This is a genomic window from Roseburia porci, from assembly GCF_009695765.1.
GTDB lineage: Bacteria > Bacillota > Clostridia > Lachnospirales > Lachnospiraceae > Roseburia > Roseburia porci.
Genome location: NZ_VUNI01000002.1, coordinates 25,127 through 47,705, shown reverse-complemented (window position 1 = coordinate 47,705; position 22,579 = coordinate 25,127). Strand labels below are relative to the sequence as shown.

27 protein-coding genes are annotated in these 22,579 nt (G+C 44.3%); 2 read left to right on the top strand and 25 right to left on the bottom strand.

Annotated features, from left to right (window positions below; genetic code table 11):
- Positions 1-63 precede the first annotated feature (63 nt).
- The 15 genes from FYJ75_RS01595 to FYJ75_RS01525 all read right to left on the bottom strand — a co-directional run bounded on the left by FYJ75_RS01595 (position 64) and on the right by FYJ75_RS01525 (position 11,291).
- Positions 64-1,347 carry an MFS transporter gene (locus FYJ75_RS01595; RefSeq protein WP_154428164.1) on the bottom strand — a complete coding sequence of 428 codons (1,284 nt, stop codon included), beginning with the start codon at positions 1,345-1,347 and terminating at the stop codon, positions 64-66.
- Between the two features lie 96 nt (positions 1,348-1,443).
- Positions 1,444-1,851, bottom strand: coding sequence for an ATP synthase F1 subunit epsilon (gene atpC / locus FYJ75_RS01590; protein ID WP_154428162.1), 408 nt, complete (start codon positions 1,849-1,851; stop codon positions 1,444-1,446).
- A gap of 11 nt (positions 1,852-1,862) precedes the next feature.
- Positions 1,863-3,254: a F0F1 ATP synthase subunit beta gene (gene atpD, locus FYJ75_RS01585; RefSeq protein WP_154428160.1), complete on the bottom strand. Its 1,392-nt coding sequence runs from the start codon at positions 3,252-3,254 to the stop codon at positions 1,863-1,865.
- 49 nt (positions 3,255-3,303) lie between these two features.
- Positions 3,304-4,164 (bottom strand): ATP synthase F1 subunit gamma, encoded by an 861-nt coding sequence (gene atpG / locus FYJ75_RS01580; RefSeq protein ID WP_154428158.1) that lies wholly within the window; start codon positions 4,162-4,164, stop codon positions 3,304-3,306.
- Positions 4,165-4,185: 21 nt separating this feature from the next.
- Positions 4,186-5,694: a F0F1 ATP synthase subunit alpha gene (gene atpA, locus FYJ75_RS01575; RefSeq protein ID WP_154428156.1), complete on the bottom strand. Its 1,509-nt coding sequence runs from the start codon at positions 5,692-5,694 to the stop codon at positions 4,186-4,188.
- On the bottom strand, positions 5,691-6,257 hold the full coding sequence (gene atpH / locus FYJ75_RS01570; protein WP_154428154.1) for an ATP synthase F1 subunit delta: 567 nt from the start codon (positions 6,255-6,257) through the stop codon (positions 5,691-5,693). The genes atpA and atpH overlap by 4 nt, the downstream gene beginning before the upstream one ends.
- The gene (atpF, locus tag FYJ75_RS01565; protein WP_154428152.1) at positions 6,242-6,775 is read right to left on the bottom strand and encodes a F0F1 ATP synthase subunit B; all 534 of its coding nucleotides are present in this window, start codon (positions 6,773-6,775) and stop codon (positions 6,242-6,244) included. The genes atpH and atpF overlap by 16 nt, the downstream gene beginning before the upstream one ends.
- 56 nt (positions 6,776-6,831) lie before the next feature.
- Positions 6,832-7,086 carry an ATP synthase F0 subunit C gene (gene atpE / locus FYJ75_RS01560; protein ID WP_154428150.1) on the bottom strand — a complete coding sequence of 85 codons (255 nt, stop codon included), beginning with the start codon at positions 7,084-7,086 and terminating at the stop codon, positions 6,832-6,834.
- A gap of 120 nt (positions 7,087-7,206) precedes the next feature.
- Positions 7,207-7,896 (bottom strand): F0F1 ATP synthase subunit A, encoded by a 690-nt coding sequence (atpB, locus tag FYJ75_RS01555; RefSeq protein WP_195838924.1) that lies wholly within the window; start codon positions 7,894-7,896, stop codon positions 7,207-7,209.
- A gap of 77 nt (positions 7,897-7,973) precedes the next feature.
- The gene (locus tag FYJ75_RS01550) at positions 7,974-8,378 is read right to left on the bottom strand and encodes a hypothetical protein (RefSeq protein ID WP_235906978.1); all 405 of its coding nucleotides are present in this window, start codon (positions 8,376-8,378) and stop codon (positions 7,974-7,976) included.
- Positions 8,371-8,628 (bottom strand): AtpZ/AtpI family protein, encoded by a 258-nt coding sequence (locus FYJ75_RS01545; protein WP_154428146.1) that lies wholly within the window; start codon positions 8,626-8,628, stop codon positions 8,371-8,373. Before FYJ75_RS01545 ends, FYJ75_RS01550 begins: the two co-directional genes overlap by 8 nt.
- Positions 8,625-9,110, bottom strand: a complete 486-nt coding sequence (locus tag FYJ75_RS01540; protein ID WP_154428144.1) for a deoxycytidylate deaminase — start codon at positions 9,108-9,110, stop codon at positions 8,625-8,627. Before FYJ75_RS01540 ends, FYJ75_RS01545 begins: the two co-directional genes overlap by 4 nt.
- Positions 9,111-9,124: 14 nt before the next feature.
- A complete protein-coding gene (gene upp, locus FYJ75_RS01535; RefSeq protein ID WP_154428142.1) occupies positions 9,125-9,754 on the bottom strand; it encodes a uracil phosphoribosyltransferase in 630 nt (209 codons plus the stop codon).
- Between the two features lie 11 nt (positions 9,755-9,765).
- Positions 9,766-10,215 carry an arsenate reductase/protein-tyrosine-phosphatase family protein gene (locus FYJ75_RS01530; RefSeq protein WP_154428140.1) on the bottom strand — a complete coding sequence of 150 codons (450 nt, stop codon included), beginning with the start codon at positions 10,213-10,215 and terminating at the stop codon, positions 9,766-9,768.
- Positions 10,216-10,238: 23 nt separating this feature from the next.
- Positions 10,239-11,291: an L-threonylcarbamoyladenylate synthase gene (locus FYJ75_RS01525; protein ID WP_328596817.1), complete on the bottom strand. Its 1,053-nt coding sequence runs from the start codon at positions 11,289-11,291 to the stop codon at positions 10,239-10,241.
- A 304-nt stretch (positions 11,292-11,595) separates the two neighbouring features.
- On the opposite strand from FYJ75_RS01525, the gene FYJ75_RS01520 reads away from it, so the two are divergent.
- A complete protein-coding gene (locus FYJ75_RS01520; protein ID WP_154428138.1) occupies positions 11,596-11,766 on the top strand; it encodes a DUF362 domain-containing protein in 171 nt (56 codons plus the stop codon).
- 23 nt (positions 11,767-11,789) lie between these two features.
- On the opposite strand, the gene FYJ75_RS01515 is transcribed toward FYJ75_RS01520, so the two are convergent.
- From FYJ75_RS01515 to FYJ75_RS01470, 10 genes are all read right to left on the bottom strand, one after another.
- Complete coding sequence (locus FYJ75_RS01515; protein ID WP_328596816.1) at positions 11,790-12,455, bottom strand: MerR family transcriptional regulator; 666 nt, start codon at positions 12,453-12,455, stop codon at positions 11,790-11,792.
- Between the two features lie 129 nt (positions 12,456-12,584).
- Entirely contained in the window at positions 12,585-13,916 is a 1,332-nt protein-coding gene (gene dnaB / locus FYJ75_RS01510; protein ID WP_154428134.1) for a replicative DNA helicase, read from the bottom strand.
- A 16-nt stretch (positions 13,917-13,932) separates the two neighbouring features.
- The gene (rplI, locus tag FYJ75_RS01505; RefSeq protein ID WP_154428132.1) at positions 13,933-14,379 is read right to left on the bottom strand and encodes a 50S ribosomal protein L9; all 447 of its coding nucleotides are present in this window, start codon (positions 14,377-14,379) and stop codon (positions 13,933-13,935) included.
- Positions 14,376-16,427 (bottom strand): DHH family phosphoesterase, encoded by a 2,052-nt coding sequence (locus FYJ75_RS01500; protein WP_154428130.1) that lies wholly within the window; start codon positions 16,425-16,427, stop codon positions 14,376-14,378. Before FYJ75_RS01500 ends, rplI begins: the two co-directional genes overlap by 4 nt.
- Positions 16,428-16,602: 175 nt before the next feature.
- The gene (locus tag FYJ75_RS01495) at positions 16,603-17,535 is read right to left on the bottom strand and encodes an SPFH domain-containing protein (protein ID WP_154428128.1); all 933 of its coding nucleotides are present in this window, start codon (positions 17,533-17,535) and stop codon (positions 16,603-16,605) included.
- 3 nt (positions 17,536-17,538) lie between these two features.
- Entirely contained in the window at positions 17,539-18,003 is a 465-nt protein-coding gene (locus FYJ75_RS01490) for an NfeD family protein (RefSeq protein WP_154428126.1), read from the bottom strand.
- Between the two features lie 47 nt (positions 18,004-18,050).
- The gene (locus FYJ75_RS01485; RefSeq protein ID WP_154428124.1) at positions 18,051-19,229 is read right to left on the bottom strand and encodes a sensor histidine kinase; all 1,179 of its coding nucleotides are present in this window, start codon (positions 19,227-19,229) and stop codon (positions 18,051-18,053) included.
- A 14-nt stretch (positions 19,230-19,243) separates the two neighbouring features.
- Positions 19,244-19,936: a response regulator transcription factor gene (locus FYJ75_RS01480; protein ID WP_154428122.1), complete on the bottom strand. Its 693-nt coding sequence runs from the start codon at positions 19,934-19,936 to the stop codon at positions 19,244-19,246.
- Positions 19,937-19,948: 12 nt separating this feature from the next.
- Positions 19,949-20,890: a DUF975 family protein gene (locus FYJ75_RS01475; RefSeq protein WP_154428120.1), complete on the bottom strand. Its 942-nt coding sequence runs from the start codon at positions 20,888-20,890 to the stop codon at positions 19,949-19,951.
- 165 nt (positions 20,891-21,055) lie between these two features.
- Complete coding sequence (locus tag FYJ75_RS01470; protein WP_154428119.1) at positions 21,056-22,207, bottom strand: PucR family transcriptional regulator; 1,152 nt, start codon at positions 22,205-22,207, stop codon at positions 21,056-21,058.
- Positions 22,208-22,372: 165 nt separating this feature from the next.
- On the opposite strand from FYJ75_RS01470, the gene FYJ75_RS01465 reads away from it, so the two are divergent.
- Positions 22,373-22,534: a hypothetical protein gene (locus tag FYJ75_RS01465; protein ID WP_154428117.1), complete on the top strand. Its 162-nt coding sequence runs from the start codon at positions 22,373-22,375 to the stop codon at positions 22,532-22,534.
- The last annotated feature ends 45 nt before the right edge of the window (positions 22,535-22,579 follow it).

Genomic DNA, 22,579 nt, shown 5'->3' with positions numbered 1-22,579 from the left:
ATATCTGTTTACCATTACAATACTATCAAAGTTATTGTACCATATAGCAACTTCAAAAAACTACTATTTTTTATATAAAGAAGTATTGTTTAACATACCTGCTGCTGTAAGAACGATCACAATGCATACTGCCACGATCAGGAATACCTTATCCATTCCGCAAAACTTAAGCAGCACTCCAGTAGCTGCGGAAGCCACAGGAACAACCGCCTCACCAATTGCAGTATAGATGGTATTGGTTCTTGACATATATTCCTGATCCGTATATTTCATCAGTAAAATTCCTAATCCGGTCGTCATAAATCCGGCAAAGACGCCATAGCATAAATAGCACAACGCAATTCCGTAATACCATATTCCTTCGGCTGCAATTTGTCTGATCTCCATTACAGCAATCAAAACATACAAAAAAGCAATAAACAGTCCACTGATTCCAAACAGCACTCTGGAACGAACCTTCTTCTGGATGATTGGATAAACTGCACCTCCCAGCAGCACTCCGACTGTCAGACAGATATTTAACAACGACAGATACGCTGCATTTTGTTTCAAAATATCCACCACAACAGGTGTCTGCAAAGAGTCAATTGGCGCCATCACCGCATTTGCAAAGACCGCAAAAAGGATAACCCGGATCAATATTTTCTTACTTTTTACATATTGAAGTCCCTCTTTAAAAATGATAAGACTGTTTTTCTTTTCCAGATTTTCAGCAATCGTTTCTTTCTTCATAATCATCCAGATCATCACAATCGACAGTACAAATGTCGCAATATCAACGACAAATGCCGCATTGATGTTCAGGCAGCTGATGATCAGTCCTCCAATTCCTGTACCAGCAACCTCTGCCAGCATGGAAACAAGCACGTTCAGGGAAACCCCGTATGAAAGCTCATCTTCATCCAGAAGCTGTGTGATAAAAGATACTCCGGCTGGAATACGGAAAGCCTCCGCTGCCGAGATCAGAAATGAGAAAAGAATAAGTACAATCAGACTCAGTGTGTTCGTATTCATACAGATCAAAAGAACTGCAACAAGCAATGCGCGGATCATGTCACAGAGGATCATAATATTTTTCTTGATCTTCTTTTCCACATACGCTCCTGACAATGGCAAAAATAAGACCGAGGGTATTTTATTCACCGCAAATACGATTGCCGCCCATGTTCCCTCTCCGGTAAACGCATATACCAGCCAGGGAAATGCCAGCGTGTCCACGGAATCTCCAAGCCGGTTTATCATATTTGCGAAAAACAGACGTCGGTAGTTCTTATTTTTGAGTAATGTTCTATAGGTTGTTTCCATAATTGCTGTCTGTCCTCTCTCGTGTAATATGTTATATTCCATGATAACATATCACCCCATATGCGACAATAAAATCACCCCGAATCACAAGTATCCTCGTGATCCGGGGTGGTTTATTGTCCGTATATTAAATTTGCTCTATCGGTACTCTGCCGCACTGATACGTGTCAAAGCTTTATGCAGGGCAAATTCTGCGCGCTTGATGTCAAGCTCGGCATTTTTGCTGATCAGACGCTGCTCGGCACGCTCTTTTGCTGCCTCAGCGCGGGCAACATCGATCTCCTCCGGCCACTCAGCGACCTCTGCCAGAAGTGTGACACGGTCATTTAAGATCTCTGCAAAGCCGGCATGCACTGCTGCTACTTTCTGCACATCTCCTTCATGGATCGTGACAAGTCCCGGCTCAAGCACTGTCGTGAGCGGAATGTGATTCCTGTATACACCGATCTGTCCCTGTACGGTATTAAATTCGATCATGTCTGCGTCCCCGGTATAAAATACACGGTCCGGTGTAATGATCTCTACTTTAAACATATTATCTGCCATAGCCTCACCTCTTACTTCATGCGGGCGCGTACGTCATCGATACTTCCTGCATTCAGGAAATGGCCTTCCGGAACATCATCCAGCTTTCCTTCGAGGATCTCACGGAAGCCACGGATCGTTTCTGCAACAGATACATAGATTCCAGGGAATCCGTTGAACTGCTCAGCTACGTGAAGTGGCTGTGACAGGAATCTCTGTACTTTTCTTGCACGGCTTACGACAAGCTTATCTTCCTCTGATAACTCGTCCATACCAAGAATTGCGATGATATCCTGTAATTCACGATATTTCTGGAGGATCTCCTGAACTCCACGGGCTACCTCGAAATGCTCCTGACCTACGATACGTGGATCAAGAATTCTTGATGTAGATGCAAGCGGATCTACCGCCGGGTAAATACCAAGCTCTGCGATGGAACGCTCCAATACCGTTGTTGCATCCAGATGAGCAAAGGTTGTTGCCGGTGCTGGGTCTGTCAGGTCATCGGCCGGTACATAAACTGCCTGTACTGAAGTGATGGAACCATTCTTGGTAGAAGTGATTCGCTCCTGAAGAGCACCCATCTCTGTCTGCAGTGTCGGCTGGTAACCTACTGCGGATGGCATACGTCCAAGCAATGCGGATACCTCAGATCCTGCCTGTGTAAATCGGAAAATGTTGTCAATGAATAACAACACGTCTTTTCCACCTTTGTCACGGAAGTATTCTGCCATGGTAAGACCCGTTAAGGCTACACGCATACGTGCTCCTGGCGGCTCGTTCATCTGTCCGAACACCATGGTCGTTTTATCGATAACTCCCGACTCTTTCATTTCATAATAAAGGTCGTTACCCTCACGGGTACGCTCTCCAACACCGGTAAATACCGAGTATCCACCGTGCTCTGTTGCAATGTTATGGATCAGCTCCTGGATCAGTACCGTTTTACCAACACCGGCTCCTCCGAAAAGTCCGATCTTTCCACCTTTCTGATATGGACAAAGAAGGTCTACGACCTTGATTCCTGTCTCTAACATTTCCTGTGATGTTGCCTGCTCTTCAAAAGCCGGAGCCGGTCTGTGGATCGGCCATTTTTCTTCCGTCTTTGGTGCATCGATCTCATCGATCGGATTACCCAATACATTAAACATTCTTCCTAATGTATCTTCTCCTACCGGAACAGAGATCGGAGCTCCCGTCGCAATGGCTTCCATACCGCGGACAAGTCCGTCGGTCGGTCCCATGGCAATACATCTTACGGTATCGTCGCCCAGATGCTGAGCAACTTCTACGACTAATGTTCCGCCGTCTTTCAGTGGAACATTGACCGCATCGTTGATCTCCGGCAAACCGCCATCTACGAATTTAATATCGAGAACGGCACCGATAATCTGGGTAATTTTGCCAACATTATTATCTGCCATTATTTCGTCTCCTTATGATGATTATTATTTATGTGATTGCTGCAGCACATTATTCGATTGCATTCGCACCGGCAATGATCTCCGTTAATTCCTGCGTGATCGAACCCTGACGTGCTCTGTTATACTTCAGGGACAGATCACTGATCATATCCTCCGCATTGCTGGTCGCAGAATCCATCGCCTGCATTCGGGCTCCGTTTTCACTGGCTACTGCCTCTACCAAAGCTCCGTAAAAAAGGCTTGTTACGTATTTCGGAATGATCATATCAAGTGCTTCTTCCTCATTTGGCTCATAGTTCATAAGAACATTGGATGCCTCGTCGGTCTCTTCCTGTGCTTTAATGTCTACCGGGAGCAGACGGATCAGCTTAGGTTCGTGACTGACAGTATTTTTAAAATGAGTATAAGCAAGATAGATCTCACCGATCTCTCCCTTTGCAAAGGAATCCAGCACCTTTTTGCAAAGTGCCGCTGCATCCGGGTAAGATGGTGCTTCCATAATTGCAGAATCATCCGAAACAATATGGTAACCGCGGCGGCTTAAGCCTTCTACACCTTTTCCACCGACTGCATAAATCTCCAGATCCTCTTTCTTCAAATCCTCATTGCCTGTGATAAGTTTCACAATGTTCGAATTGTATCCACCGGCCAGACCACGGTTCGATGTGATCACAACCACTGCCTTTTTGGTGGAATCGCCCCCCGTAAGATACGGGTGGTTGATATTTCCGCTTTTGGCAAGCATTGAACTTACGGTATGGTACATGTAGTTGAAATATGGATCTGTCTGTTCTGCATGACTCTTTGCCTTTTGAAGTTTTACGGTAGAAACGAGCTTCATGGCTTTGGTGATCTGCTGCGTACTTTGTATGCTGCTTTTTCTTCGCTTAATGTCTCGCATGGAGGCCATTTTACCACCTACTTTCTGCCATTATTTCTGAAATTCTGCTTTGCATTCTTCAATTGCCTGAATCAGCTTCTTCTCGGTTTCCTCATCCATCTGCTTTGTTGTTGCGATGGCTTCCGGAATCTCCGGATATTTGGTATCAATATAATCAAACAGCTCGTCCTGGAAACGAAGTACATCCTCGACCGGCAGGTCGATCAGATATTTTCTGGTCGCTGCATATACGATGATAACCTGTTTCTCAACCGGCATCGGCTGATACTGTGGCTGTTTTAAGATCTCGCGGATTCTTTCTCCCTGACGGAGCTTTTCTGTCGTATCCGCATCCAGTTCAGAACCAAACTGTGCAAATGCGGCAAGCTCACGGTACTGTGCCAGCTCAACTCGGATTGGAGCTGCGATCTTTTTCATCGCTTTGATCTGGGCAGAACCACCAACTCGGGATACGGAAAGACCTGCATTGATCGCCGGACGGAATCCTGAGTTAAACATCTCTGTCTCAAGATAGATCTGACCGTCTGTAATGGAAATAACGTTGGTCGGAATATATGCAGATACGTCTCCTGCCTGTGTTTCAATGATTGGAAGAGCGGTCAGTGAACCTCCACCAAGCTTATCGGAAAGCTTTGCAGCACGCTCTAACAATCTTGAGTGCAGATAGAATACATCTCCAGGATAAGCCTCACGTCCAGGTGCTCTCTTCAAAAGAAGGGATAATGTACGGTATGCTGCTGCATGTTTGGTCAGATCATCGTATACTACGAGTACATCTTCTCCGTTCTCCATCCATTCTTCTCCGATCGCACAGCCGGAGTATGGTGCAATATACTGAATTGGTGCAAGCTCACTTGCTGTAGCTGCGACAACGGTCGTATATGCCATTGCGCCGTATTCTTCTAATGTTTTTACAATTGTGGCAACTGTAGATGCTTTCTGTCCAATTGCGACATAAATACATTTCACACCTTTGCCCTTCTGATTGATGATCGTATCGATCGCGATCGCTGTCTTTCCGGTCTGTCTGTCACCGATAATAAGCTCTCGCTGTCCTCGTCCAATCGGTACCATGGCATCAATTGCCTTAATACCTGTCTGTAATGGTGTATCTACGGATTTTCTTGAGATAACACCGGATGCAACTCTTTCTACTTTACGGAATTTGCTGCTCTCGATCGGTCCCTTGCCGTCAATCGGCTGTCCCAACGCATTTACAACTCGTCCTAACATTGCATCTCCAACCGGAACTTCTACAACTCGTCCGGTGGTCTTTACGGTATCGCCTTCGTTGATATTTCTCTGGGAGCCTAAAAGTACGGCACCTACGTTATCTTCCTCAAGGTTCAATACCATTCCGTAAACTTCTCCTGGGAATTCCAAAAGTTCTCCCTGCATTGCATTCTCCAGTCCATGGATACGTGCAACACCATCGGCAACCTGAATAACGGTTCCCACATCTGCTACTTCGAGCTGAGAAGCATATCGTTTAATCTGCTCTTTGATCACGGAGCTGATTTCTTCTGGTTTTAAATTCATGGAGCGCATTCACCTGCTTTCAACTGTATTTGGGATAATTCACGGGTCAGCTTTTCTAATTTGGTTTTTACACTGCTGTCTACAACACGATCCCCGATGCGAATTATCATACCGCCAATAATCGCGGCATCGACATTATAATGCATTTCGAATTGTTCGTATTCTGTGGTCTCTAACAAGCGCGCCTTCACATTCTCTTTCTGTTTCTCTGAAAGCTCCATTGCGCTGGTCACATATGCCGTTCCGATATGATTGTGCTCTTTTACTTTTGCGGTAAAATAGGAAAATACACTCTGCATATCCTTATAGTGGCCTTTTTCCACCAAAAGACGCATCAGACCTACAAGTTCTCTCGAAACACGTCCATTAAAAATGTCTTCGATCATTTTCATTTTTTCTTCTTTATCGATCTTTGGATGATTCATTACTTTGGTCAGATCCGGGTTTTCTTCGATCGCTTTCGATACTGCGAGGACTTCCTCGGAAAGTTCATTCAGGCGTCCATCCTCCAGACCTGCCGCAAATAATGCATCCCCATATGTTGCACTTACCTGCTTTGCCATGTCGATTCACCCATTTCTTTTAATGTTTCGTCTACCAGGGTATCCTGAATCTGGGTATCGATCGATGCGGATACAACTTTTGCCGCCATCATCGATGCAATCTGGATCATCTCCTGTTTAACATCATCCATTGCGTGTTTCTTCTCAAGCTCAGCCTCTGACTGTGCTCTTTTGATGATACGGGAAGCTTCTTCTTTTGCTTCATCCACGATCTTAGCCTGATTTCGGATGGCTTTCTGACGTGCCTCTGCAAGAATTGCTTCCGCTTCTTTATTGACGTCCTTTAATTTTGCTTCATACTCAGCTTTTAATGCCTTCGCTGCTTCTTTGTCTGCCTCTGCAGATGTAATATCGTTATTGATCCGGTCCTGTCTGTCTTTTAACAGCTTTCTTGCAGGATTGAACAATAAGTAGGATAAAAGCAGGAATAAAACAAATATGGAAATTGCCAGTAATGCTGAATCAAACAAAAGCTGGGCATCAAGATTAAATAGTCTTAAATATTCCTGTGCGAGCAATCTTAACTCTCCTTTCCACGTGATTTGTTCCGCTTACGCGTGTTTCCAAACCATTTTTAGCCTAATGGTTTTACGAAGAGTAAAAGCATTGCTACGAGCAGACCGTAAAGACCGGTTGTCTCGGCAACTGCCTGTCCTAAAAGCATGGTAGACATGATATCTCCTTTTGCACCCGGGTTACGTCCTACAGCAGATGCACCATAACCTGCTGCAATACCCTGTCCAATACCAGGTCCGATACCTGCGATAACTGCTAATCCTGCACCAATTGCTGAGCATGCTCTGATTAAATCCTGTCCTGTAATGTTCATAATGTAGAACCTCCTAATATAATTCTTTGTCGTATACCGGCAAAGCCGGCAGTGTGTGTTTCTGAGTTTCTGATCCCCTTTCAGAGACTGCGGAAGCCTGCCGCTTCTATTTTTGTTACCTTACTCCTCGGCATCACATGCCTGAGCGATGTATGTCATGGTCAACATACAGAATACGTATGTCTGAATTGCTCCGGAGAACAAGTCAAAATATACATGGAGTGCTGCCGGCCAGATCACAGCGATCTTTCCAAGCAGACCATACACGAGCGCCATCATAACGGTTCCTGACAAAACGTTTGCGAACAAACGCAGTGACAGTGAAATCGGAACTGCAATCTCACTGATCAGGTTGATTGGGAACCAGATAGGCAGCCACGGTGGTAATGGTGAACACATGTCTCTCCAGATCTGTTTTCCGCTCTGATGCTTGAACTGATTGATATGAATCAGGAAAAACGTAATCAGACCAAGTGCAAGCGTAGTTCCATAATCTGCTGTCGGCGGTCTTAATCCAAACAGACCGGATATGTTACTCATCAGTATGAAAATAAAGATCGTACTGATATAGTTCACAAATTTCGGTGCCCATTTACCCATGGTACCGCTGACCATTCCATCAAGCTTTTCTACAATCAGCTCGACAACATTCTGAAATCCGCTCGGGATCTCACTTGCGTGTGCCAGTTTACGATTTGCAACAATTGCAAAAATAAGTATGATCGCCATAACGATCAGAATGCACACATGTGATGTCGTAATCCAGATTTCCTGTCCAAAAAGATGAAAGGAAAATATACCGTGTATCATAAAATCGATATTATCGGCACTGGAGGACAATAAAATTGCTTGATTCACAAAGTCACCTCCTTATAAAGTTTTACTATTTATGATTCGGAAGCTTGTTCGCTTCCACCTGATATTCTGTCTGCCAACCGGTAAAACACCGGCTGAAGATACGCGGATACCTTCAGGCCGAATACTCCGATAAAAGCGGTAAACAGATTTCCCAGTTTAAAATAGCCTAAAATAAAAAACAGAATTACCACTATGACGTAGCGCAATACTGACTTTGTGATAATTCTGCGATTCGCGCCCTCTGTGGATTCCATCTCCACGGAGTCGCGTATGACGGTAGCAAGATTGATTGCCATCCCAATTGCGGCTGCAATTCCAATCCAGAGTCCTGTGGAATAACGGAGTTTATCCGCTACAAACCACACCCCTGTAAACTGGATCACAATCCCATAGACAATGATGCCTATGACAAGCCCCGGTAATGCATTATTCATTCTTCTCAGCATTCTTCTTACCTTTTCCATTATGTGTCTGGTACATTTTCTTTGTCATCCGGTAAATGTTCTGGCCCCCCGCCAGAGCTCCCATAAAGAACAACGGAATGACAATCCACGAAATGTCAAATTTATCACCGATCCACACGCCGATCAGCGTGCACATCACAATTGGCACGATCATATTGATGCCAAACTGGAAAACAAGGATCAGTGAATCCCAGACCTGTCTATTATTATTCTGCTTCATAATGTCATCTCAATTCGTCTTCCGGTATATTCATACCGCTTGAATTTCACGCCAGCGGATTTTAACATCCTCTTTGAGGCGATCACTGACATTGTGTGCTCGTATTTATCATCTGCATAAATAAGTTCTTTTATTCCGGCCTGTATAATCGCTTTCGCACATTCGTTACATGGGAAAAGCGTAACATACATGGTCGCTCCCTCGAGGCTTCCGCCACGGTAATTCAGAATTGCATTCAATTCACTGTGCGTTGTATAAAAATACTTATTGTCATCGCCCTCTCTTGTCCATGGAAACTCATCATCCGAACAGCCTGTCGGAAATCCGTTGTATCCCATGGAAAGAATCTTGTGCTCCGAGCTTACAATGCAGGCTCCAACCTGCGTATTCGGGTCTTTCGACCTCATGCCGGATAACATTGCGACTCCCATAAAATATTCATCCCAGCTAATATAGTCTTCTCTTTTTGTTGTCTCAGCCATAAATTTACCCTCGATTATTTGGTGCCGAAGATACGGTCTCCTGCGTCTCCAAGTCCCGGAACGATATATTTGTGTTCATTTAAGTGGTCATCTAAAGCCCCAATGATCAGATCCACATCCGGGTGCTCTTCTTTCATGCGTTTTACACCTTCCGGTGCTGCAATGATGCACATAAAATGGATATTTTTTACGCCCTTGTCTTTGAGCATCTGGATGGCAGCCACTGCGGAACCACCGGTAGCAAGCATCGGATCTACAACAAACACTTCACGGTTTGCGCAGTCTTCCGGAAGTTTGCAGTAATATTCTACCGGTTCTGCTGTCTCAGGATCACGGTAAAGTCCGATATGTCCAACTTTTGCAGCCGGGATCATTTCAAGCATTCCGTCTACCATTCCAAGACCTGCTCGTAAAATTGGTACAACTGCAAGCTTCTTTCCTTTTAATTCTTTCACAGTCGTGGTGCAGATCGGAGTCTGGATCTCAACATCCGTAAGCTCCAGATCTCTCGTCGCCTCATAACACTCAAGCATGGCAACCTCGCTTACCAGTGTACGGAAATCCTTGGATCCGGTATCTGTTCTTCTCATGATTCCAATCTTGTGCTGGATCAATGGGTGATCCATTACTACTACTTTTGACATATTTATTCTCCTTAGTTCAACATATTTACTAATTTTTTGATGCTCTTACGCAAAGTCTCATAGCAGAGACCGTATGCCTGTAATGCGCCCCCATACGGATCAAGAATCTCAAGCTCATCTCCAACAAATTCGGTCAGAACCTGGATATTCTCCGGGAACTGTGGCTCATACTGTTCAAGAATCTTCTCTTTCTGCGCTTCTTCCATGGCAAGCACCAGCGTATCTTCTGTCAGATCTTCTTCCGTCAGCTGTACCGAGATAAAATCCTCCGTATTGATTCCGTTACTGATGAGTACTGCTTCTGCTTTCTGATTCATCGGTTCCGGAAAAAGTACCACAAGCCCTCTTGCCAGAACTTCGAACGGTCTTCTGGTTGTAAAATCCTGAAATATTCCTGCCGCCATCGGTTCACGGCTGGTTCCGCTCTGTCCGACAAAAATAATCCTGTTATATTCCTTCATATTTTTTCCTTTTCTATTCTGTCCTATACATGAATCACCTGATGTCCTGCCGCCTTGAGCAGCCGGTTCATAATTGCCTGTCCGATTCGTGGAGTAACAAAACTCTCTGAATAGATGGCATCTACTTCAAGTTCGTCACAGTCTCTTAAGATCTTGTACAGATGCTGTGCGATCGAATCTTCATCCATGCGGCTTCCGATACATAAAATAACGTCCGCCTGATATGCATTCCTTGTTTCCTCTGTCGCGATAACAGCGACCTTCTTACCTGCTTTCTTCTTCTCTCCGGCGAGTTCATTGATTTTTGCAATGACTGCATCTTTTGCTCCATCCACAAGAACAAGATCTGCCTTCGGTGCATAATGTTTATATTTCATTCCTGGTGCTTTCGGCTTCCTTGTATCGTCTGCCGCGATAATTCCAGGATCGATCTCTACCGGTTCACCCAGTACTTCCGACAACATCTGCGGTGTGATATATCCAGGCCGTAATATCATCGGTGTCTTCTCTGTAAGATCAACAATTGTAGATTCGATTCCGATTTTCACCGGTCCTCCATCCAGTATCATTGCGATCTTTCCCTCCAGATCCTCTGCAACATGTGCAGCCTCTGTCGGGCTTGGTCTTCCGGATGTATTGGCACTCGGTGCTGCGATGAGACATCCGCTCTTTCGAATCAGTTCCAGAGCAACCGGATGATTCGGCATCCTTACTGCAACCGTATCCATTCCCCCGGTTGTTGCATATGGGACACTGTCATTCTTCCACACGATCATGGTAAGCGGTCCCGGCCAGAATGCATCTGCAAGTTTCCGCGCCTGTTCAGGCACTTCCTTTGCGATTCTCTCAAGATCCGAAAACTCAGCGATATGTACGATCAGTGGATTATCCGATGGTCTTCCCTTAGCTGCATAGATCTTTTTTGCAGCCTCCGGATGAAGTGCGTCTCCCCCAAGTCCATATACCGTTTCGGTCGGAAATGCGACCAGTTCTCCTTCTGCGATCAGTCTGCCTGCATGCTCCATTGCCTTCTCGTCCATATGCAATGGATCGATTTTTGCCAGTTCTGTTTTCACAAGTCTTACATCCTTCCTGATATCCTGCAGCGCTTCCGCTTATGTCACAAATATTTTGTCTGTGCATAAATACATAGATATTTATTTAACATGATTAATTATACCATACATAACTGACAGATTAAACAAAAATGTGCTGATTTTGGCGGAAAAATAGTCATTGCTTCCATATTTTGTTATTTGTTTCACATTGTTCCAAATCGAATACACATTTATGAAGTCTTGTATTTTTATTTTTTTTGTTATAGAATAAAAATAGTCATTAAGACTAAATAATGATCATTATTTTAAGGAGGAACTCATTATGGCATACGTTATTTCTGATTCATGCGTTAGCTGTGGAACATGTGCTGGAGAGTGCCCAGTAGGCGCTATCTCAGCTGGTGATTCCCAGTACGAAATCGATGCAGCTTCTTGCGTTGATTGTGGAACATGCGCTGGAGTTTGCCCAACAGGAGCAATCGCTCAGGGTTAATTCCCCAAACAAAAAGACTGTCGCTATTGCGACAGTCTTTTTTTGTTGTCTTCTTTTTTGGATGCACCGGACTTCTTGTCTTTTTTCCGGAAAAGGGAATGTCTCTTCTGCACATTTCCGCGAATCGCGGCATCCAGCTTGCGGAATCTCTCTTCCTCAGCATCTTCCTGCGCTCTTGCAAGATAATCCATTTCCTTTAAAATGCGTTCCTGAACTTCCTGGCTGATCGCCACACTCAGTTCCTCATTGTTGAGTGAGATTGCATGTCCAACGATCTCTGCCATCAGTTCCCGGAACTGTGTCATCCGGTCTTCAGCATCCATCTGCTGGACACTCTGTTTCAGTACCGGCTGTGCACTCGCTACAGAAGCCGCCGGCACTTTTACTGCCTGTCCGGCTGAAACCGGTTCAGGTGGTTCCATCGGATGATCTGCCGGATGATCCACCGGCGTAAATTCCTCTATATTTCCATTATGTATCAGCATTCGTATTGCCTTAAGCTGATATCCTTTATCCTTAAGCTCTTTGATTTTCTGGAATTCCTTAATATTTTCCTTGGTGTAGTATCTGTGCCCCATCTCATTCCTTGGAATGGTTAAGGCAAGTTCATCTTCCCAGTAACGTAACACATGTGTCTCGACATTGACAAGATTTGCCGCATCCGAAATCATGTAACGTACTTTTTCCACCTCAGATTTCCTCCCTTCTGTTCCACCTCCATTATAGCTTTCTGCATATGCTGAATCAAACATTTTCCATCGTGTTCTTTCGACAGGAAAATGTAAAGATCACACCTCTTCGCAGTTCTGCGATAAGTTTTAGTGTTCCAGATTGGCGAATTTGGTATATTCCGGGAGCCATGCAAGGTTTACGGTTCCGATTGGACCGTTACGTTGTTTTGCAATGATGATCTCAGAAATTCCTTTTAAATCCGTGTCTTTATTATAGTAGTCGTCTCGGTAAATGAACATAACCACATCGGCATCCTGCTCGATCGCTCCGGATTCTCGAAGATCCGAAAGCATCGGTCTGTGATCCGGCCGCTGCTCTACCGCTCGTGACAGCTGGGACAATGCGATAACCGGAACGCTCAGTTCCCTCGCAAGTGCCTTTAAGGAACGGGAAATGTCTGAGATCTCCTGCTGACGGGAATCCGAACTTCTTCCAGAGCCTGACATCAGCTGAAGGTAATCGATAATAATTAATTTTAAGTCATGTTCCAGCTTGTATTTACGGCATTTACTCCGCATCTCAGAAATGCTGATACCAGGTGTATCATCAATGATCAGCTCAGAATTACCGATAATTCCAGCGCCTTCTACAAGCTTCTCCCAGTCCGCATCGGAAAGATTACCGGTTCGAAGCGCCTGCGCATCTACTCTTGATTCCAGGGAGAACAGTCGGTTTACGAGCTGTTCTTTTGACATCTCGAGAGAAAAGATCGCGGTACACATATTCTCATGAAAAGCCACATACTGGGCAATATTCAATACAAAAGCTGTTTTTCCCATAGATGGACGGGCCGCAACGAGGATCAGATCGGAAGGCTGAAGTCCTGCGGTACGATAATCCAGATCGATAAAACCGGTCGGAATTCCTGTTACAGTTCCAGACTGTTTGGATGCCATCTCGATCTTTTCAAGGGCGTTCATAACAACCTGACGGATCGGCACATACTCGCCGCCGGTTCTGCTTGAAAGCAGCGCAAAAACGTCATGTTCTGTCTTGTCCAGAATGCTTTCTAGGGACTCCTTCCCTGCATAACATTCATTCTCAATGTCATCGATCGTCTTGATCAGACTCCGCTTCATCGCATTTTCTTTCACGATATTGGCATAATATTTGACATTTGCAGATGTCGGAACAGACGTGACAAGATCACGCACAAACTCAAGACTTGAGATCTCCTGCGGTACATCTTTTTCTTTTAATTTATTCTGCAGTGTAACCAGATCGACCGGCTGCCCTGCATTATATAATTCGATCATGGAATCAAACAGGATTCCATACTGTTTATGGTAAAAATCATCCTGTACCAGCATCTCCATTGCTGTAACAATGGCATCTTTATCCATGATCATGGAACCAACGACTGACTGCTCAGCCTCTAAGCTGTTGGGCATAATCCTTTTGATCAGTGTATCTTCCAAGGATTTTTCCTCCTGACTAACCTTCTACAACGTGAACGGACAGCTTTGCTGTTACCTGTGGATGCAGTTTCACCGGCACTTCATACACTCCAAGTGCTTTGATTGCCTCTGGCAGATGCATTTTCTTCTTGTCTAAATCCATTCCCGTCTGCTCTTTTGCAGCTGCAGCAATTTCTTTTGTGGATACGGAACCGAATGTTCTTCCGCCTTCTCCGGATTTAATCTTTACAACGACTTTCTTTGTCTCGATCTCTTTTGCAAGAGCCTTGGCATTCGCAAGATTCTCTGCTGCCACCTTCTCGGCATGCTGATTCTGAAGCTTTAAGTCGTTCAGATTCTTTGTTGTTGCTTCTACTCCTAATTTCTTTGGTAAAATGGCATTTCTTGCATAACCGTCACTTACGGTCACGATCTCGCCTTTTTTGCCTAATGATTTTACATCTTCCAATAATATTACTTTCATTCCTGTATGTCTCCTTCTTTTAGCATTTCGTCAAGGGTATCCTGAATAATGTGTTTTGCCTGTAATACTGTACAATTTGTCAGCTGCGCTCCTGCAACATTCAGATGGCCGCCGCCGCCCAGACGTTCCATGATCAGCTGGACATTGATCTCATCGATTGAACGGGAACTTACATAGATTCTTCCATTGTACTCTGTCAGAACAAACGAAGCCTTGATTCCAACGATATTTAATAATTCATTTGCAGCCTGTGCTCCTACGATCGTAGGACTTTCCACATTCTCACCCGGGCAGACCGAGATCGCAAAGGAACCGCGGTATACCTCTGCATTGCGCACCGCTTCCGCTCTCGCCTTGTATGCTGCCATGTCATTTCGTAACATCTTACGAACCCTGGTAACTTCTGCGCCGGAACGTTTCAGATATGCAGCCGCTTCAAACGTACGCACACCGGTCTTTGTCATAAAGTTGTTGGTATCGATCAGAATTCCGGCGTAGATGCAGTCTGCCTCGCTCGGCTCTAATTTCAGGCCATTCTGAAAATACTGAAGTACCTCTGCAACCATTTCACATGCGCTGGACGCATATGGCTCAATATAAGATAACAGCGGATTCTCGATAACTTCGCTGTTCTGTCTGTGATGATCGAATACAACGATGGAATCCGTCTTTTTCAAAAGTTCCGGACATTCTGTGTAGCTTGGACGGTTCGTGTCAACAACCATGACAAGCGTGTTCCTGGTTGTCATCTCTAAAGCCTGCTCACTGTTTACAAACAGATCTTCCGGATAACCTTTTTCCTCGGTAAAACATTCCATCAGTGGTCGCACTGATGAGGTCGGATCATTGATTACGATCTGCGCTTTCTTACCAAGCACCCTGGCCGCACAGAATATTCCGATTCCGGCGCCAAGAGAATCAACGTCCGAAAGGCTGTGTCCCATGATCACAACATTCTCATTATTCTCCATGATCTCATGGAGCGCCTGTGCTTTCACCCGTGCTTTTACTCGTGTATTACGTTCTACCTGTTTTGCCTTGCCGCCGTAGTAGGATACCTCTTCGCCTTCTTTTACAACGACCTGGTCACCGCCTCGTCCTAATGCAAGGTCGATGGCATTGCGGGCGTAAATATAATTCTGATTATAGTTATCACCACTCATACCTACACCGATGCTGAGCGTGACAGCCATCTCATTTCCGACTTTTACCGTCTTGACATCCTCGATCAGACTGAATTTGTCCTCCTCGAGTTCTTTCAGATATTTGTATTTAAATACAACAAAATATTTGTCCTTCTCGATCTTGCGGACAAGTGCATCAATATTGGAAAAGTACTTGTTTACCTTACGGTCAACCAGTGCAACAAGCAGAGACCGTTTTACATCCTCGATGCTGTCGAGTGCCTCATCATAGTTATCGATGTATACCAGTGCTGCAACCAGCTTCTGTTCCTGGTTCTCGACCATATAACGGTTCAGTTCTGTCTCGTCAAAAAGATAGATTGCTGTAAGAAATTCCTCACAATCCCCAAGTTCAAGCATTTTGCTGTCTTCCGTGATCATATCAAAAGAAATACGATTCAGCGAAATGCGGAATTTGCGGCCCTCTTTCTCGAGATATACATTCTGCGGCTCATCCGTTTTCTTTAAAAATTCCCTTGTAATCATCGGGAACAGTGTCGTAATCGACTTGTGATAGTTCTTGCTGACACCTGTCACCTCTGAAAACTGCTCGTTAACCCATAAAAGCTTGCCGTTATAGTCCAGCAGGGCATACGGAATCTCAAATTCATTGAGCAGACGTTTCTGTACTGTAGCATACTGGGTCGCAAAGTTAATCAGTTCGTTCACCAGAACCGGTTTGTTCTTATGGTAAGATACCATAACAACACCAAAATAAATAATGATAAAAAATGTAACTGCTGCACCGCTTTTTACATCATAGCAATACAGCGGTATATTCAGAACCACAAGAAGTACGGTAAGCATCACCGGCAGCTGCAGGTAATTCCGTAGTTTCCCCCTAAATCTGATATTACTCTTCATCCATTTCCCTCCGCTTTTGGCTTTTCTGCCCCATTCTGTCGTTTGGATAAAAATTCACACTTAAAGGAATTATACCATTTTGACACCCCCAAAGGAAGTCCTTCCGCAATAAAATGAAAATCTTCATCAAATAGCACAAAAAAAGGACCCATTCCGAAGAATGAGCCCTGATATTTTACGCCTCTTTGTCTTTTGCGATCTCCGCAATGGATTTGGTGAGTCCGGCGATTCCCTGGATCTCGGATGGAATAATGATCTTTGTCGCTTTTCCATCTGCTGCCTTTGCAAATGCCTCAAGACTCTTTAACTGGAGAACTGCTTCATCCGGTGCAGCTTCTCTTAACATCTTAAGACCATCTGCATTTGCCTGCTGGATCTTAAGAATAGCTTCTGCCTGACCTTCGGCCTCTTTTACAGTAGCCTCTTTCTTCGCTTCTGCGCGGAGAATTGCTGCCTGTTTCTCAGCCTCTGCATCAAGAATTGCAGATTCCTTATTACCTTCGGCAACGAGGATCGTAGATTTCTTCTCACCTTCTGCACGTAAGATTGCCTCACGACGTTCACGCTCAGCCTTCATCTGTTTCTCCATCGCATCCTGGATGGCTTTTGGCGGAATGATGTTCTTTAATTCGACACGGTTAACTTTAATTCCCCATGGATCTGTTGCAACATCCAGTGTTGCTCTCATCTTCGTATTGATTGTCTCGCGTGATGTCAGAGTCTCATCCAGCTCCAGATCACCAATGATGTTACGAAGTGTTGTTGCAGTCAGGTTCTCAATTGCCATGATCGGATTCTCAACGCCGTATGCATACAGCTTTGGATCTGTGATCTGGAAATATACGACCGTATCAATCTGCATGGTTACGTTATCTTTTGTAATAACCGGCTGTGGCGGGAAATCCACAACCTGCTCTTTCAGCAGTACATTTTTAGCAACTCTGTCGATAAATGGCACTTTAAAATGCAGACCAACCTGCCATGTTGCCATGTATCCTCCCAGCCTTTCAACGATCACTGCATGTGCCTGTGGAACGATCTTCACACAGCTTGCAAGGATTGCAAGTACAATGATCAAAATAATGATTCCAGCAATAATGCCTCCCATAAGTTACTCCTCCTTGTTCTTTTTCACAATTAATTTTACACCGGCGATCCGGACGATCTTTGCAAGCTCGCCTGGTTCGATCACCTCTTTATCATCATCGGCACGCACGGTCCATTCCTGCCCATGGACAACCGCAGTACCGGTCTGATCTATATTGCTCACACGTTCCTTAATGCTGATCACTTCTCCGATCAGACTGTTCGAGTTCGTCATCGTTACTCTGGAGTTTACGAACTTCTTCGCCCACGGTCTCGTTGCACACAAAAGAATGACCGAAACCACGAGAAATACTGCGATCTGAACACCAAGTCCTGCTCCAAGAACAGCTGCGATCAAAGCGACAAGTGCTCCCGCTGCAAACCAGATCGATGTCAGTCCAACGGTAATCAGCTCAGCTACAACAAAAACAATCATAAGCACAAGCCATAATGTAATATACGAATTTATCCCCGAAAAAACACAAAACATACAAATTCCCTCCTATCTTTTCTAATTCTACCTGTTTTCACCAAAAACTACAAGGAAATATCAATGAAAAATGCTTTTGTATATCCTGGATAATTTCCCAGTGAAAGCTTCCATCCATGCATGGCTACGATCTTGGCCGCTATGGATAATCCCAGCCCGCTTCCACCTTTGGAATTTCTGGATTCATCTCCCATTGCAAACGGTTCAAACAAATGCTCGGCAACCGATGGTGGAATCTCCTTTCCATTGTCTGCGATCACGATACGCGCCTTGTCATCTTCACATTCTGCCTGAACCAGAATCGTTGTCCCGGCGTCGTTATGACGCATTGCATTCGTCAGGAGATTCGTGACTACACGTGACAGTTGAAGTCTGTCCGCTTCTACCTTCCATTCCTTCTCCGGAAGATCGATCACAAGCTCCATGCCGTTTTCTTCCATATCGGAATAGAGCATTGCTGCATTCTCCCTCAGTAATTCTATGAGATTTAACGGTTTTTTATCCAGATGAAATCCCTCGCTGTCCAGTTTCACATATTCAAACAGCAGGTTGATGAGCTCATTCATCCGCATGGATTTTGCCTGGATTACCGAAAGATATTCGTCCATTTTCTGTGGATCCGTCACCATTCCATCCTGAATCGCTTTTGCGTATCCGGCAACCGTTGTCATCGGCGTTCTCAGATCATGCGCAATGTCTGAAAGCATAAGATTACGGTTTCTGTCATATTGCTCATGGATCTTCTTCTCACGTTCCGTGATCTTTCTGACCTCCTTTGAAACAATAACAGCAAAATACATCGCTGCAACTGCGTAAGGAAGCAGTATCATAACGATCATGGCAAAAATGATAAGCACCAGAAGAAGCGCCTGATACACATCCATCTGTGTGACGGATTTGTTGCCATGAAGTCCCGGAACGAGTGAGATCATTCCTCCCTCAATCTCCTGAATTATATATTGAATTCCGGAAGCTGCAATCGCCGGAAAGACACTTTTTAAACCAAGCAGAAAAAGCTCCACCAGAATCGATATGATCACAAGTATGATCTGCCATGTCGGAAGCGAACGGTTCCACGTATTATTCGCAAAGTAGTATTTCTGCACCATCGGAATAATAAACTGATTTAACAGTTCCATAACAATCCGTTCCGCAAACCCGACAAGAATCAGAATGATAATGAAATTTTTAATAAGAAAACCTCTTAAGTGATTCTTGTCTTCCATTCCCTTTTTATCCTTTATTTCTCCAGCCGGTAACCAAGTCCACGAATTGTTTTGATATAGGCGGATGGATCTTCATCCAGCTTGGCACGAAGCTTACTGATACATACCATAATATTATTGTCCGCGATAATATATTCCTCGCCCCATCCATATTCATAGATCTGCTGTTTGGTAAATACCTTTCCAGGATGTTCCATAAACAGCTCCATAATACGGAACTCCACGGACGTCAGTTCGATCTGTTTTCCATCTTTTTTCAGGACACAGCTATCCTTATCCAGCATCAGATCTTTGACTTTGAGCAATGAAACTGCCTGGTGATCAGCTTCTCCATTGCCAAGTGTATAGAATCTGCGGATATTGGAATTGATCCTTGCTACCGCCTCCAGTGGATTGAACGGCTTCGCAATGTAATCATCTGCACCAAGATTAAGTCCCAGTATTTTTTCGGAATCCGCATCTTTGGCAGATAGGATAATAACCGGAATATTGCTTTCCTTGCGCAGCTCCCGAAGCAGATGATAACCATCCATTTTCGGCATCATAATATCCAGAACGCACAGATCGATCTTGTTCTGATGCAACAGTTCAAACGCTTCCTGTCCATCCTTTGCTTCCATCACCTGATAGTTTTCATTCTCAAGATACAGGCGAAGAAGTTCTCTGATCTCTTTTTCGTCATCTGCAATCAATATCTGATATGCCATTTTTCCCTCCTGCTATTGTCCGACAGCCATATTGTTCATCTGTGCATTTGCAGAAAAATCCGCCGGCTGTCCATATCTAAGTGTCTCATATAATGCCGCTTTTGTCGAATATTTATATGGGTTCACATAAAACAGTCCGAGAATTCCAAGTGTAAACATCGATAAGATCGACCATCCAAGGAAAGAAAGATCCAGCACAAATGCCTTCCACTTCTGACCTTTCATCATCTGTCTGCTTATTGCAAATGCCTGTTCCTTCGGCATATCCGGCTGCTCTGCAAGCAGAAATGGGATCATCTGGTATTCATACGCTTTTACAATACCCGGAATGATAAATAACAGAGACCATAAAAACGTATAAAGATCACGGAAAAACAGTGTTTTCACGATATTCATATAGGAATGATCAAAACTGAAGCATACCTCTTTCACTTCCGCTTTCATATTCAGATTCCGCAAAAAGAATCGCTTGCAGCCGAGTTCCAGCGGATTTAAAAGGAATGCTGATATTGCGAATGCAATCGCAAATGCGACAACAAAGATCACAAGAAATACCAGTATAAACCCAATCAGTGCGGCCATTCCCGCTCTTATCACATCAAAGTCCTCATCGGATGTTCCATCCACACTGTTATATCCCTGCTGAAAGCCTGACATGAAATCGTCGTCCCAGTCATCGTCGTCCCAGTCATCGTCGTCCCAGTCATCATCGTCCCAGTCATCATCGTCCCAGTCATCATCACTGTCTGTGTCATCCCATCCCATGATATGATCTTCCGCTTTGCTGATCTGATCCGAAAGGAAATCATCCGTTACCGAGGATCCACCGGCTCCTCCAAAGGAAAAGCTGCCAGCTGCAATACAGCTGATGATAACTGCTACCAGAACCGACTTCCAGTAATTCGCTCTAAATCCGAATTTTCCCCTTTGTTTTACCTGTGCTCTCGTCCACATATCCCATCCTCCTTCTATACCTTCACTTTTCTTAGACATTTGCAATTGTCTATTTCCATTTTCTATCTGGCAGGATATTATTTTCTATCGTGAGAGAATCTTAACATTCCAGTCTTATCAACATACACGAAACACCTTAATATTACCTTAAATATACCGTTTTTTCTACATTCGGTAGATATAAAAAGCCATCTGATACGGAAGTCTTTCCTCCGGTGTCGCAAGCTCACAGCCGAGCAGTTTTTTGATGTTTGTAATACGGTAAATAACCGTATTGCGGTGTGTATACATCGCATTGGATACCGCCTGGATGCTTCCGTTATATTTCAGATACATTTCGAGCGTTTCCAGGTAATTGCTGTGGTGTTTTTTATCATAATGGATCAGCGGAGCAAGCTGTGATTCCACGATCTCCTGTAAAAGAGACTGATCCTCCACCGCGTACAAAAGCCGGTACAGGCCCATCTGGTCAAAATACAAAAGTCCGTCATGTTTGTTCTGCGCCATCGTGACTGCCGCTTTCGCCCTGTGATAACCAATTGACAAATTGGATATGTCCGTAACACGGCTTCCAACGCCGACAAAAAGCGGGATTTCCGGCATTCTGCGCTGTGCGCGCGTGCACATTCCCGTTACAATCTCATCCAGATCCTTGGAAGAAACATCATTGACAACCAGAATAAAATTGGAATCGTAATAAAAAAAATTACCATTATGCGTGATTTTTTCCAGATAAACCTGAATCCGATAGGAAAGTTTCTTCCGTTCCACGGTATCCATGGTATCGAGATCGCCTGTAGAGATCAGCACCACCTGGAAAGTTCCATCCACATCAAAATATGGAAGCAGCTCTTTCCGGTAGGATTCCTGATTATCCGGCTGTTCCACCGCACTGATCAGGGCATTGGATATCTGTTCATCCGCATTTCCCTGCAAAAAAATACGGATACTGAAATCCTTGATCATATCGGAGAGAAAGATCTCCCACGGAACAATCATAAGCGGGAAATCATTCGTGTTACAGTACTCGATGATCTCCTGCGGCACTTCCATAATATATTTTCCCACATTAATAATCAGCCCTGCTGCATGATGCCGGATCAGATCCTCCAAAAGTTCCTTCAATGCTCCGGTTGTTTTAAACCCAAGGCCAGTCGTCACCGCAAGTTCTTTGCCCCAGAAATGCTGAATGATCGTGGTATCCTCCAGCAGATGCACCCAGCTGATGGAATTTGACCATCCATTGTCTCCTGCGATCATCTCCATTTTGTATCTGGTTTTGGATAAAATCAACATATCCTCTATCGTAAAGCCCATATTTTTCCCCTCTTTGAAGCCTTTTTTCTTCATATTTTAACATAAATATGTACTGATAGCACATATTTATGTTCTGTTTTTTATATATCGGGTCCATTGGATTATACCGGAATTCTGGTACTATATATATAGAAAGAAACAAGAGATTTAAGGAGGGCGTTTTTTATGACAACAATGTATTATTCATTAATGACAATACCAGAAACAAATGTAACACCAAACTGGATGCGTGAAGAACGCTATCAGTACTGTGATCAGTCTGCACCGGAACTTCACCACGGAAAAGGAACATCCATCTGGTCCAGAATTAAAAAAGTTTTTTCATAATATAATTCCTAATAGATTCGGGAGGCTGTCACAATGTGGCAGTCT